Origin of the sequence: Acetobacter okinawensis JCM 25146 (assembly GCF_000613865.1) — a bacterium.
Lineage (GTDB): Bacteria > Pseudomonadota > Alphaproteobacteria > Acetobacterales > Acetobacteraceae > Acetobacter > Acetobacter okinawensis.
This window is the reverse complement of sequence record NZ_BAJU01000015.1, coordinates 1-11,734: the sequence shown is the minus strand read 5'-3', so window position 1 is coordinate 11,734 and position 11,734 is coordinate 1. Positions and strand designations below refer to the sequence as shown.

At 60.5% G+C, this 11,734-nt stretch carries 8 protein-coding genes and 5 pseudogenes; 5 read left to right on the top strand and 8 right to left on the bottom strand.

Annotated elements, in window-relative coordinates; translation table 11 throughout:
* Positions 1-99 precede the first annotated feature (99 nt).
* Positions 100-768 (top strand): glutathione S-transferase family protein, encoded by a 669-nt coding sequence (locus tag JCM25146_RS08075; RefSeq protein ID WP_025827166.1) that lies wholly within the window; start codon positions 100-102, stop codon positions 766-768.
* A gap of 28 nt (positions 769-796) precedes the next feature.
* A pseudogene (locus JCM25146_RS18185) lies at positions 797-1,973 on the top strand (NAD(P)/FAD-dependent oxidoreductase).
* A gap of 42 nt (positions 1,974-2,015) precedes the next feature.
* Here the strand turns inward: JCM25146_RS18185 and rsmI are convergent.
* Positions 2,016-2,979: pseudogene (gene rsmI, locus JCM25146_RS18180) on the bottom strand (16S rRNA (cytidine(1402)-2'-O)-methyltransferase).
* Here rsmI and JCM25146_RS25130 point away from each other — a divergent pair.
* A pseudogene (locus JCM25146_RS25130) lies at positions 2,967-4,390 on the top strand (penicillin-binding protein activator). The pseudogenes rsmI and JCM25146_RS25130 overlap by 13 nt on opposite strands.
* An 82-nt stretch (positions 4,391-4,472) precedes the next feature.
* Here the strand turns inward: JCM25146_RS25130 and JCM25146_RS08055 are convergent.
* The 3 genes from JCM25146_RS08055 to JCM25146_RS08045 all read right to left on the bottom strand — a co-directional run bounded on the left by JCM25146_RS08055 (position 4,473) and on the right by JCM25146_RS08045 (position 7,743).
* Complete coding sequence (locus JCM25146_RS08055; protein WP_025827164.1) at positions 4,473-6,071, bottom strand: tetratricopeptide repeat protein; 1,599 nt, start codon at positions 6,069-6,071, stop codon at positions 4,473-4,475.
* 139 nt (positions 6,072-6,210) lie between these two features.
* On the bottom strand, positions 6,211-6,801 hold the full coding sequence (locus JCM25146_RS08050; RefSeq protein WP_025827163.1) for a CarD family transcriptional regulator: 591 nt from the start codon (positions 6,799-6,801) through the stop codon (positions 6,211-6,213).
* Between the two features lie 66 nt (positions 6,802-6,867).
* On the bottom strand, positions 6,868-7,743 hold the full coding sequence (locus JCM25146_RS08045; RefSeq protein WP_025827161.1) for a bestrophin family protein: 876 nt from the start codon (positions 7,741-7,743) through the stop codon (positions 6,868-6,870).
* Between the two features lie 157 nt (positions 7,744-7,900).
* On the opposite strand from JCM25146_RS08045, the pseudogene fghA reads away from it, so the two are divergent.
* Positions 7,901-8,763: pseudogene (gene fghA, locus JCM25146_RS18170) on the top strand (S-formylglutathione hydrolase).
* Positions 8,764-8,813: 50 nt separating this feature from the next.
* Here fghA and JCM25146_RS08035 read toward each other — a convergent pair.
* The 3 genes from JCM25146_RS08035 to JCM25146_RS08025 are packed head-to-tail and all read right to left on the bottom strand — an operon-like array spanning position 8,814 to position 11,034.
* Complete coding sequence (locus JCM25146_RS08035; protein ID WP_242401000.1) at positions 8,814-9,437, bottom strand: YdcF family protein; 624 nt, start codon at positions 9,435-9,437, stop codon at positions 8,814-8,816.
* Positions 9,416-10,357, bottom strand: coding sequence for a cell division protein FtsX (locus tag JCM25146_RS08030; protein ID WP_025827158.1), 942 nt, complete (start codon positions 10,355-10,357; stop codon positions 9,416-9,418). Before JCM25146_RS08030 ends, JCM25146_RS08035 begins: the two co-directional genes overlap by 22 nt.
* Entirely contained in the window at positions 10,354-11,034 is a 681-nt protein-coding gene (locus JCM25146_RS08025; protein WP_025827156.1) for a cell division ATP-binding protein FtsE, read from the bottom strand. Before JCM25146_RS08025 ends, JCM25146_RS08030 begins: the two co-directional genes overlap by 4 nt.
* A 267-nt stretch (positions 11,035-11,301) precedes the next feature.
* Between JCM25146_RS08025 and JCM25146_RS24515 the strand changes: the two are divergent.
* A pseudogene (locus JCM25146_RS24515) lies at positions 11,302-11,394 on the top strand (zinc-ribbon domain-containing protein); the annotation flags it as partial.
* 133 nt (positions 11,395-11,527) lie between these two features.
* Here the strand turns inward: JCM25146_RS24515 and JCM25146_RS22875 are convergent.
* Positions 11,528-11,734 (bottom strand): hypothetical protein (locus tag JCM25146_RS22875; RefSeq protein ID WP_035372230.1); only part of this gene is annotated, 207 nt, incomplete at its 5' end.

Here is an 11,734-nt window from a genome sequence, read left to right as displayed (position 1 = left end):
CTGGTTTTTGCCAACAAGAGGGATGTGCGTGGAAATTGATGGGCTTTGCCCGGTTTTCCCTCTGGCGTGGCTGCATGCAATGGCATAAAGCACTAGTGTATGCGTACCCTGTTCCATTTCCCCCTTTCTCCAGCCAGCCGGACGGTGCGTCTTGTGCTGGGCGAAAAACGCCTGCCGTTTGAAGCAATTGTTGAACGGACGTGGGAAAAACGTCCCGAATTCCTCGCTCTTAACCCCGCGGGGGATGTGCCCGTTCTGGTGGAAGATAACGGGTTGATCGTGCCGGATGTGCACGTGATCTGCGAATATCTGGAAGAGGCCTACGCCGATATTCCGCTACTGGGCCGCACACTGGCCGAGCGGGTGGAGGTGCGCAGGGTTGTGGCGTGGTTTGAAACCCTGTTCGCGCGTGAAGTATCGGGCCGCTTTATTGATGAGCGGGCGATGAAGCGCCTGAGCGGGCGTGGTAACCCAGACGGTGGCGCGCTGCGCGAGGCCTACGCCGCCATGCGCCCGTTGATGAAATACGTGAACGATCTGGCCGAAAACCGGAACTGGCTGGGCGGACATTTTTTGTCCTTGGCCGATTTTACGGCTGCGGCCCATCTGTCCTGCCTTGATTTTATTGGCGACATAGACTGGTCCAAGGTCCCTGCCGTGCGGGACTGGTACGCCAGAATGAAGTCACGCCCGTGCTTCCGTCCGTTGCTGAATGACCGCGTGTCCGGCATTACGCCGCCTGATTATTACACCAATCTGGATTTCTGATATTTTGATACCGAAAAATACCACGCCGATGTTTGATGTTCTTGTCATCGGCGGCGGGGCTGCCGGGTTGATGGCGGCGCTAACAGCAGGCCAGCGTGGCCGCAGCGTGGCGGTTCTGGAGCATGGGCCGGAGGTCGGGCGTAAAATCCTTATTTCTGGTGGCGGACGGTGTAACTTTACCAACCAGACCATGCGGGCGGACCGCTTTTTGTCTGCCAATCCGCATTTTGTAAAATCCGCCATCAGCCGCTACCAGCCATCCCATTTTCTGGACCTGCTGGCCAGGCACCGCATTGCATGGCACGAAAAAAGCTGGGCCAGCTTTTTTGTGACAATTCCGCCCATGACATCGTGCAGATGCTGCTTGATGAATGTGCAGCAGCACATGTGCGGGTCCTGACCGATGTGCGGGTTTATGACATTGGTAAAGCCGATTTTTTCGGGTCCAGACGTCCAGGGGAGATATGACGGCCCGCGCCGTGGTGCTGGCAACGGGTGGTCTGTCCATACCCAAGCTGGGAGCCAGCCGCTTTGCGTATGAGATGGCGCGGCAGTTCGGCCTTGCCGTTATTCCACCCGAACCCGCCCTTGTGCCGCTGACCTTTGGCGGGGAGAGTGATGAATGGGTGCGCTCCCTTGCCGGGCTGTCCCTCCCCGTGCGGGTCACATGCGGCAAAACGGCGTTTGATGAGGCCCTCCTGTTTACGCACCGGGGTATGTCCGGCCCGGCCTTGCTGCAAATTTCGTCCTACTGGTCTGCCGGGCAAACCCTGTCTGTGGACTTTCTGCCAGGTCAGGACCTTGCGGCCCTGTTGCTGAAGCTGAAAAAAGAAGGCTCCAAGGCAAAAGGGGCAGGCGCGCTTGCCCGCTGGCTCCCCCAGCGTCTGGCGCACGCCATGGTAGAGCTGGGCGCACCGGAGCGCACACTGGCTGAATGGGCTGACAGGGATGTCCGGCTCATGGCCGAGCGGGTACACCGTATGCCGCTTAAACCACAGGGGACGGAGGGCTTTACCAAAGCCGAGGTCACGCGTGGGGGGGTGGATACCAAAGGTCTGTCCTCCCGCACCATGGAGGCCACGTCCGTGCCGGGGCTGTATGTGGTGGGCGAGGCTGTGGACGTTACCGGCTGGCTGGGTGGCTATAACTTCCACTGGGCATGGGCCAGCGGCCATGCAGCGGGGGAAGTGGCCGGGGCGGAGTAGCCTTGCCACCAGCCTTGCAGGCCATGCCGCCTCTAGGGGGAATTACTGGTTTTTGATCTGCCCCGCCAGTTCCAGCGCTCGGGCATAGACCGTGCGTTTTGGCAGGCCAGCGGCGGCTGCGGCCAGTGCTGCGGCATCCTTGACCGAATGTGTGTCCAGCAGGGCGCGTAAGGTGGTGTCCAGATCATCGGCGGAGGTTTCAACCTCCGGGGCTGGGCCAAGGAGCACCGTAATTTCGCCGCGTGGTGGGGTCTGGGTGTAAAAAGTGGCCAGTTCTTCCGCCGTGCCGCGTTTGACCTCCTCAAAGCGTTTGGTCAACTCCCGTGCAACAGCCGCGGGACGGTCTGGGCCAAAGACGCTGGCCATGTCCACCAGTGTTTCGGCCAGACGGTGTGGGGCTTCATGCCAGATGAGTGTGGCGCTCAGGCCTGCGCGCTCGGCTGCGTGCAGTCTGGCAAAAGCCTCCCTGCGAGCTGCGGAGCGTGGGGGCGGAAACCCGACAAACAGATAAGGGTGCGGGGGCAGGCCAGACAGTACAAGGGCAGTCAATGCCGCATTGGGGCCGGGGACAACGGTTACGGGAATATCCGCATCAATGGCGGCGCGGGTGAGCCTGAACCCGGGGTCCGAGAGCAGGGGCATGCCTGCGTCTGATACAAGAGCAATATGTGCGCCCTCGCTCAGGCGGCGGATCAGGTTGGGAACACGCTGGCGTTCATTATGTTCATGCAGAGCTTCTGTTCGGACGGAAATTCCTCTGTCGGACAAAAGGCGGGCCGTCATGCGGGTGTCTTCGCACAAAACCAGATCAGCGTGCCAGTGCCTCGGCCCCTCTGGGACTAAAATCACCCAGATTGCCAATGGGCGTTGCCACCAGTACAAGCCCACCGGAAGAACGCGCATGACTTGGCGCATCCGCTTGGGTATGCAAAGGTTCGATCCCATGAGAAGACGCTGCCTCGGACGGGGTGTTGGTAGAGGATGATCTGGATGATGACGCGTGCATACTCGCTCCTGTCAGGGCTTTCCCGTCAAGGTCTGGCGGCAAACCGGGCATTGTGCAAGACCGGAGTGGCTGCTCTTGGTGTTACGGGGCTGGTTCTTGCCGGATGTGCCGACCAGTCCACATCCACAGGGTCTGGCTCGGTTCAGGCTCCTGCCCAGCAGGCTGCCAGCCACAAGGTCGGGGTGCTGCTGCCCCTGAGCGGCACAAACGCCACGCTCGGGCGTGAACTGCTTGCTGGCGCGCAACTGGCCCTTGGTGGGGCAGGGCTGCCCGCAGACATGCAGATGGATGTGCATGATACGGCAGCAATAGGCGGCGCTGAGCAGGCAACCTCTGCTGCGATTCAGGCAGGGGATGGCATTCTGCTTGGCCCGCTGACCAGTGGGGACACTGCCGTGGCAGCACCTGCCGCGCAGGCAGCCGGTATTCCCGTTCTGGCGTTTACCAGTGATATCGGGCAGGGGCGTCCGGGCGTGTGGGTTATGGGCATAACCCCCGAGGAGCAGGTGCAGCAGCTTGTGGCCCAAGCCAAGCGGGATGGCCGACAGCATTTTGCAGCCCTTCTGCCAGACAATGCTCTGGGGCACGCCATGGGTAATGGCTGATCAGTGCATGCCGTGATCAGGGGCTTGCGGCGCCGACCATTGCTTATCACAACGGGACGGCGGACAGCATCAGCCTGACATTGCGCCAGCTTTCCAATTATGATGCACGTCTGGCGGCGGTCAAACAGGCCATGCCGACAACCCCAGTGCCGGGTGCGACCACAACCAGTGGCAACCCCAGCGAGGTTCCCACACTGACCGAGTTGCCCCAGCTCCCTTCCAGTCTGGCAACTGCTCTGGGGCAGAATGTCAACCAGCCAGCCCCGCAGTCTGCCACAGGAGCCGATGCGCCAGTGGCCGCACAGCAACTGCCGCTGGGCAACCCGCCGTTTGATGCGCTGCTGCTGGGCGACATCGGGCTTGGACTCAAGAACGTGCTGGATGCGGTTGCGCTAACACAGATCAGCATGCCCGCTGTCCGTATTATGGGGCCGGGGCTCTGGGCATCCTTTGCCTCCAAGCTGGGGGCAATCAAGGGGGCGTGGTACGCAGCGCCCGACCCCACATCGCGTCAGGCGTTTGTCTCTCGCTTTATGGCGCGTAACCACCACATGCCCAAACCTTTGGCAGATATGTCCTACGATGCGGCAATGGCGGCTGTGACTGTGGCCCGTAGTGGCGAGCCTGGATTCCCGGTCAAGGCGCTCACCCGGCCGGGTGGCTTTGCCGGGGTGGATGGCACCTTTACACTTCTGCCCGACGGGCGGGTGCGCCGCGCGCTTGCCGTGTTTGAGGTGATTGGCAACGGGAGTGATGCCCGCATGATCTCCGCACCGGTGCAGATGCGTACAGGGACGTCAGGCTAACCGGAGCCGACCGGGCCGCTAAAAGCCCGGGTGGTCATTTAAGGCAAAGGCGGCTGCCCACCATGTGGGCCGCCTTTTTTGCTCAGGTGTCCGTACCGGCCATGCTGGCCAGCACCTGCGCTACGCGGGCTACAACATCCTGCCAGTGCCGTGGCGTGGTCTGGCGGATAATGCGCAAGCCTGGGTACCATGGGCTGTCCTCGCGCCCATGTAGCCAGCGCCAGCAGTTGTCGTAACGGTCCATCAGCAGCACGGGTTTGCCCAGAGCACCTGCCAGATGAACAACGGCTGTATCGACCGAGACAACCACATCCAGCGCCATGATAAGGGCTGCGGTATCCTCCATTGTATGCAGGCTGTCGGTCGGGTCATACAGGGCCATGCCTTCGGGCGGGTCCATCATCTGCTCGGCATAGGGGCCTTTTTGCAGGCTTATCAGGTTAATGCCGCGTACCTGGCCTAAGGGGGCCAGAGTGTGCAGGGGCATGGACCGCCTGCGGTCAACCATATGTGCCGTGTAAACGCTTGGGCGCGGAGCACCGCCCCAGACCAGCCCCACGTTCAGTTTGCCATTGCACGGTACAAGCGGGGCAAGGGCCTTAACCTTGGTTGTATTGGCTTGCAGGTAGGGCACGGGTGCGCCCCAAGGCTGAGATGTCTCGGCAAAAACCCGTGGCAGGCTTATGAACGGGCAGTGCCAGTCGTACGCGGGCGGTGTGCGACCAACATGCACTGTGTGGGCTCCCGGCATTGTACGGCACAGGTCCGCCAGCCCCTCGGGCACCCATAGGTGGAGTATAGCGCCACGCTCGGCCAGAAGCCGAACATAACGTAGGAACATGAGTGTATCCCCCAGTCCTTCCTCATGGGTCAGTAGAATACGCTGGTTCTTCAGGCTGGTGTTGGGGGCAAGGGTTGGTAACAGGCGCTCCATGGGCAGGGGGGCGTGGCCGGGCAGATGGAAGCGCCATTCATGTTCCTTCCAGCCCTGTGCATACTGGCCTGCTTTGAGCAGAGCCACGGAGTGGTTGACCCTGATCCGTGCATCCTGTGGGCGTAGAGCCAGCGCCTGCTGGTAATAGGCAAATGCCTGCGCCATCTGCCCTTGTGCAGCCAGAACAGAGCCAATATTGGCCAGTGTGGGCACATGCTCAGGTGCGTTGGGCAGGCAGTCTGTCAGGTGCGTAAGGGCTGCATCCAGTGTGCCCTGTTCGGTATGGGCCATAGAGAGCAGGTTATGGGCATGCATATTGCCCGGCTGCTGGGTGGTTGCCTGTGTCAGGGTAGTTATGGCGGCAGCAAACTGCCCGGTCTGTACCAACAGATCCCCCAGAATGGTGTTGATGCGGTTGTCTGCCGGGGCAAGTCTGGCTGCCGCGCTGCAGACTGCAATGGCTGCCGGGCGCTGGTTCAGGGTTGCCATAATATTGCTCAGGTCCTGCAGGGGGTGCAGGCTGTCGGGGTGGCGCAAACCTGTGGTCGCCAGAATTCTGGCGGCTTCATCCACGTCTCCCTCACCACACAGGCAGAAGGCATGCAGGATAAGAGCCTGTTCGTTTTGCTCCGCCACAAGGGGGGCAAGCAGGGCGCGCGGGGTGGTGAACTGACCTGCCTGAATAGCCTGCATGGCATGGCGCAGGGTGCTCAGGTCCAACCGGTTTATGGGGGGGGGGGCTGGCATGGTATCGGGTCCGTATGGGTTACGGGGTGGGGGAGTTGTTTGCAGGATGCGGCAGGGTATAAAAAAACCCGGCAAGGCTGTGCGCCATGCCGGGTCGGATACACTGGACCAGAAGAAAAAACGGCTTGGCCCAAAAAGCTCAGGCGGCTTTCATGACCGCAGTCAGTTCTTCCAGAACCGCGTTGGGTTCTTTCTTTTCCAGCACGGCAACCTCGGCCACAAAACGCTCCTGTGCGGCTTCAAACAGTTTGCGCTCACTAAAGCTGCCGTCCAGACTATCTACATTGCGGCGCAGGTCGCGCAGGACTTCAGCAATCTGTACCAGATCGCCGGAGTTGATTTTTTCCTGATAGGCGACGGCGCGCCGTGCCCACATACCCTTGCTCACATGCGGCTTGCCCTTGATGATGGACATGGCCTTGTCCACAATCTCGCGCGAGACAATTTTGCGCAGGCCAGACTTGCGGGCCTTGGACAGGGGGATGCGCAGGGTCATCTGGTTGCCGGGGAACGAAATCTGGATCACTTCCAGCTTGGTCCCGGCAATTTCATCAATCCCGATCCGGTCTACACGCCCGACGCCATGAGCGGCATAGACAATAGCATCCCCTTCCTGAAAAGGATCTTCGTCTTTCACCTTGGTTTTGGCCTGGGCCGCAGTCGTGGCGGCAGCGGTGCGTGCCATTGCATCTGTCACGCCGCCTTTTGGAGGTGTTCTAAACGTGTTCATGGTCAAGACCTGTAGCATAAAATACGCTGTTTGTCTGCACTATAAAGAATAGGGGCGGGAATACCCCTATTGCTGGACGCCGCCATGTATTTGCAGGGGTGGGGCGGTCTGGTCGCCTGTGGGCTGGACCACGTCAATTTCAATATTGCGGGCCATGGTGGCCATGGGCAATGCGTGGGGTGTGCCTGAAAAGGGGTTTTGCAGGTCGTCGGCACTCTTGTCCAGAATAAGGAACAGACACCCGACGAGCGAGGAGCCCAGTGGGGTAATCCATTCCAGCGTCTGCACCATGGACAGGGGCAGAACAATGCAGAAAATATTGACCAGCGCGCGTGGTAGGGCGGAAAACTGCATGGGCAGCGGTGTGTTGCGTATGCGCTCTAGCCCGCCCTGTGCATTGGCTATGTCAGATAAAATGCGGTCAATCTGCCCATGAACCGCGCCATCTATGCCCTTGCGCGTGACTTCCTCCGTAACGCCTAGCCCAATCTGGTAGAGAATGGCATTTGGCTTGTTGCGGTAAGGGGCAATGGCTGCAAGCATGGCCGGGGGGAGCAGGCGCTCCACGTCTTCCGTGGCGTCCACCGGACCTAGCGCCATGCGCAAAGCATGGGGGTAAGCCGCTATGGCGTACATCAGGTCATGCCGGTCCCCCAGCAGGGTTCCAGCCTGACGGCCAAAGGAGCGGCAGTTGTTGGTAATGGCGCCCCAAAGTGTTCGTGCCTCCCACCAGCGTGCATAAGCACTGTTGGAACGAAAGCCCATGAACAGGGCCAGAGCCGAACCAATGAGCGAGACAGGCAGGCTCGGCTGTTCCATCCACTCCTGATGAAAAATCTGAAAGAGAATGACAACAACCAGATCCCACGCAGCCATAAGCAGGATGACCATAAGGATTTCCCGCGTGATAATGCGTAAGCCGACCTTCTGGTCAACAATCATTCAAAAATCTCCGGCTTTGTGTGCAGGGGGCGGAATGCCCGGTGTCATTTTAACACACATGATAACACAGGGTTGCCTGCAACAGTATGGTTTGTGCATGCTGGGCAATGGTAATCATGCGGATGTGGCGCCGAGCAGACGGAAAGGATAGCAGGGTATGACACAGACAACAGGGCTGACGCTGCTGGAAGAGCATAAGGCTCATGGCGGGCGCGTCATGTTTTATGAGCATCCCTCCAGCGTGCTGGGGCTGCCTGCACGCTTTGGTGTGTTTTTGCCACCATTGGCTGGCAATGCGGGCAAGGTGCCGGTTGTGTATGCCCTTGCCGGTCTGACCTGCACGCAGGAGACTTTCCTTATCAAATCGGGGGCTCTGGCCGAGGCTGCCCGGCTGGGCATAGCCCTTGTTACCCCCGACACATCCGTCCGTGGGGCGGGCGTAGAGGGCGAGGCTACGGACTGGGACCTGGGAACAGGTGCGGGGTTTTATCTCGATGCCACACAGCAGCCCTGGGTCGGGCACTATCGGATGGGGAGCTACATAGCGCAGGAATTGCCTTTGCTAGTGGAATCTGCCTTGCCGCTGGATGGCACACGGCGCGGGATCATGGGGCATTCCATGGGCGGGCACGGCGCACTTGTGCATGGATTACAGGCACCGCTGTTCTGGAAATCCGTGTCCGCATTTGCTCCCATTGTGCATCCGTCGGCTGTGCCGTGGGGCAAAAAGGCTTTTACGGCCTATCTGGGCACAGACAACGCGGCATGGCGTACGCATGATGCCGTATGCCTGCTGGAGGATGGATATACTCACCCTGCCTCCATTCTGGTGGATACGGGGCTGGCCGACCAGTTCCTGCAGCGTGAGCTGCAACCGTGGCATCTGGTTGATGCCGCAAAAAAGCAGGGCAGGCACTGATCTGCCGTGAGCATGAGGGGTATGACCACTCCTACTGGTTTGTGCAGAGCTTTGTTGCAGACCATCTGCGCCACCATGCAAGCGTGCTGGGCGCGGGTTAAAGGCTGGCGTACGTATGCTGGTCTTGTGCGCGGTGGTTGAAGCGTAGCGTTCAAAAAGAGGGGTTGCGCGTCATACCTGCCAGAGCCCCAAGCCATTTTATGTATTCCATGCCCATCAACCGGATGGTGGAGAACCGCCATGGATGTTCCATGGCCGGGGGCATGACCGGGTAGGGGGTCAGCGCCACATCTGGCAGTGTGCGCCCCAACTCCAGCATGGCGCGGCGCATATGGTAGCCTGCGGTTACAATAATCAGGCTGTTTATGTGCTGGTCAGCAACCCATACGGCGGTTTCTGCTGCATTACCTATGGTGGAACGGGCTTGATAACCCAGCGTAATCCGGGCCAGCATGGCAGGTGGGGTCGATGGGGGCAGCAATGCCCGCCCCGATGTTTGCAGGTCCACGCCCGAAATAAGCAGATGTGCCTCCGGGTTGGCGGCCAGAAGGCGCAGGGATGTTTCCACCCGCCCGCTGCCGCCCGTTAAGGCAACAATGCCATCTGCCTGAGGTGTGGGGGCAGGGGGCTGGCGGGCGTCATGGATAAACCAGACAAACCCGCCCAGCCAGCACGCCAACCCCAGCAGACAGATTTTGCGTAATAACGGGCCAAGCCCTCTGGTCAGTTTTGGCTGGAGCATGGCGCTGCGCATTACGGCAGGCGGAGCAGCCACAGGCGAACCATGACCTGTGTTGTAAACCAGCAGATAAAAGCTGCAACAAATGGCAAAAGCGCCAGTGCCAGCGCCATATCCGATGGTATGGTGTTGGCCAGAGCCTGCCAGTCCACGGGTAACAGTCGTTCGGTGGTCGCCAGTGGCGTACTGGCAAAGGGGGCCGCCATTTGCAGGAGCAGCAAGAGGGGTAAGCAGGCAGCCAGTGTGCCGCTTAGCCCACCACCAAAACCCAGAGTTGCGGTGCGCCACGCAAAACGGCCTGCAATATAACTGTCTGATGCACCCAGCCCGTGCAGGGTTTTGATAATGTCCTTACGGGTGGCAAGGCCGGTGCGGGTGGCAAGGCCCGTTATCATGGTGGCAATGCCGCCTACGCTCAGCAGGGCCAGCCCGGCGCAGGCCAGCAGGCTGTTGGCCAGTGCGCGCAGGCGCTCGCCCCAGCGGGCGTTGTGCTCCACTATGGTGCCGGGTACGTGGGCGTTCAGCGCCTGTTCCAGCGTGTCAGGCACGGAGGTGTCTGGCGGGAGCCGGACGCGGATAATGGCGGGTAGCGGCAGTGCGGTGTTATCTGTCTCGCCCAGCCATGGTTCCAGCAGGCGGGCCAGTTCGGGTGGGGTGAGCCTGTGCACCTGAGCACCATCGGGCAGGCTCGCCAGATCGGCCAGAACAGCCTGCACGCGCGTGGTGCTGGTGTCATTGGGCGTGGGCAGTGGCGTATCTGCCTCGGGCACCTGAATGGTCAGCAACTGGGCTGCACCGCCCGACCAGCGGGCGGAGAGCGCTCGCGCGCCACTCGCCCCGGCCAGTGCGAGTGCTGCGAGAAAACCCATCATGGCGACCAGCATGAACAGGCTGCGATCCGGTAGGGCTTCGGAGAGGGAAAGCCCGTCCTTGCGGCCGGAGAAGGGGCGGGTCATGGCTGTTCCCCTCCATCGTCCACCAGACGACCGTGTTCAAGGAACAGAAAAGGCCGCTCCAGCCTGCGAACAAGGGATTCGTTGTGGGTTGCCACCACCACAGTCGTCCCCATGGCGCTGAGTTCGGCAAACATGTCGAGCAGGCGGCAGGACTGGCTTTCCTCCAGCGCATTTGTTGGCTCGTCTGCCAGAATAAGGCCGGGCCGGTGGATAATGGCGCGGGCAATGGCCGTGCGCTGCTGCTCCCCGCCGGAAAGCCGGTTTGCTGGCACGTCCGTGCGCGAGCCCAGCCCCACCCATTTGAGAATGGCGTGGACTTCGTCCTGAATTTCGTCCTCTGGGCGGTTTTGCAGGCGCAGGGGTAAGGCCACGTTATCAGCGACCGAAAGGTCGGGCATAAGCTGGTAGTCCTGATGCACCATGCCGATTCTTTGGCGCAGGCGCACAAGGGCTGCGCGCTTTTCTTCCTGCGTAACGGTTTTGCCCAGAATGGTCATCTGCCCATCGGTCGGTAGGTTCTCAAGGTGCAGCAGGCTGAGCAGGCTACTTTTGCCAGCGCCAGATGGCCCCAGCAGCCAGCGGAACCCGCCTTGTGGCACCATAAAGGATAGGTGCGCCAAAACAGGGGCGCTGTCTTTTTTGCCTCGACGCCAGGAAACATTGTCCAGATGAATCATTTACCGGCTTCCGGGTGCGCGAGCGTGACAATAAAACCGTTTCCACATGCCCCCAGTGTAGCGGAGAGTCCGGAGGGCTGTCGATTGAGAAGCCGCATTAAGTGCTGAATTGAAAAAGGTGTTTTGTGCCTTTAGAATACACGGGCTGGCACGGTTCGCCCTTTCCTGTGTTAGGAAGGGGCATTATGTCTGTTATCCGCCAAGAGCCTTGCGTGCCGTGCCAGTCAGAGCGGGGCAACGCAAAAAGGCCCTGCTAAGAGAGTGTTCATGAAGATTGTCTGTCCTTCCTGCGGTGCGGCATATCAGGTTCCCGAAGCTCTTTTGGCTAAAAGGCACGCGCTCAAATGTTCGGCCTGTGGCGTCAAATGGCGGCTCGCACCTCCGGAGGCGGAAGGGGAGGCACAGATAAGCACTGCTGCGGAGGCTGTGGCGCAAACGGGGGGGGAGGTAGCAAAACCTTCCGCCACGCCGTCACTGCCCGCTGATGGTACAGTCACATCCCCAGTTGTAGAGGAGGCTCCTCCCGCTCCGGTGCCTGTAGCGGTGGCCCAACCCGAGGTTGCTGTCGTAGCGCCACCCCCGCCCGCTCCAGCAGCGACGCGTGAAGAAGGGGTTGCTTTTTCGGCCACTCAGCCCGCAAAAGAGCCAGAGCCAGAGCCAGAGCCAGAGCCAGAGCCAGAGCCAGAGCCAGAGCCAGAGC

What these genes read in the sequence shown, in the direction of transcription:
- JCM25146_RS08075 (WP_025827166.1), top strand. Translation starts at nt 100, where the DNA reads ATGCGTACCCTGTTCCATTTCCCCCTTTCTCCAGCCAGCCGGACGGTG.
- JCM25146_RS08055 (WP_025827164.1), bottom strand. Translation starts at nt 6,071, where the DNA reads ATGCCAGCCCCCCCCCCCATAAACCGGTTGGACCTGAGCACCCTGCGC.
- JCM25146_RS08050 (WP_025827163.1), bottom strand. Translation starts at nt 6,801, where the DNA reads ATGAACACGTTTAGAACACCTCCAAAAGGCGGCGTGACAGATGCAATG.
- JCM25146_RS08045 (WP_025827161.1), bottom strand. Translation starts at nt 7,743, where the DNA reads ATGATTGTTGACCAGAAGGTCGGCTTACGCATTATCACGCGGGAAATC.
- JCM25146_RS08030 (WP_025827158.1), bottom strand. Translation starts at nt 10,357, where the DNA reads ATGACCCGCCCCTTCTCCGGCCGCAAGGACGGGCTTTCCCTCTCCGAA.
- JCM25146_RS08025 (WP_025827156.1), bottom strand. Translation starts at nt 11,034, where the DNA reads ATGATTCATCTGGACAATGTTTCCTGGCGTCGAGGCAAAAAAGACAGC.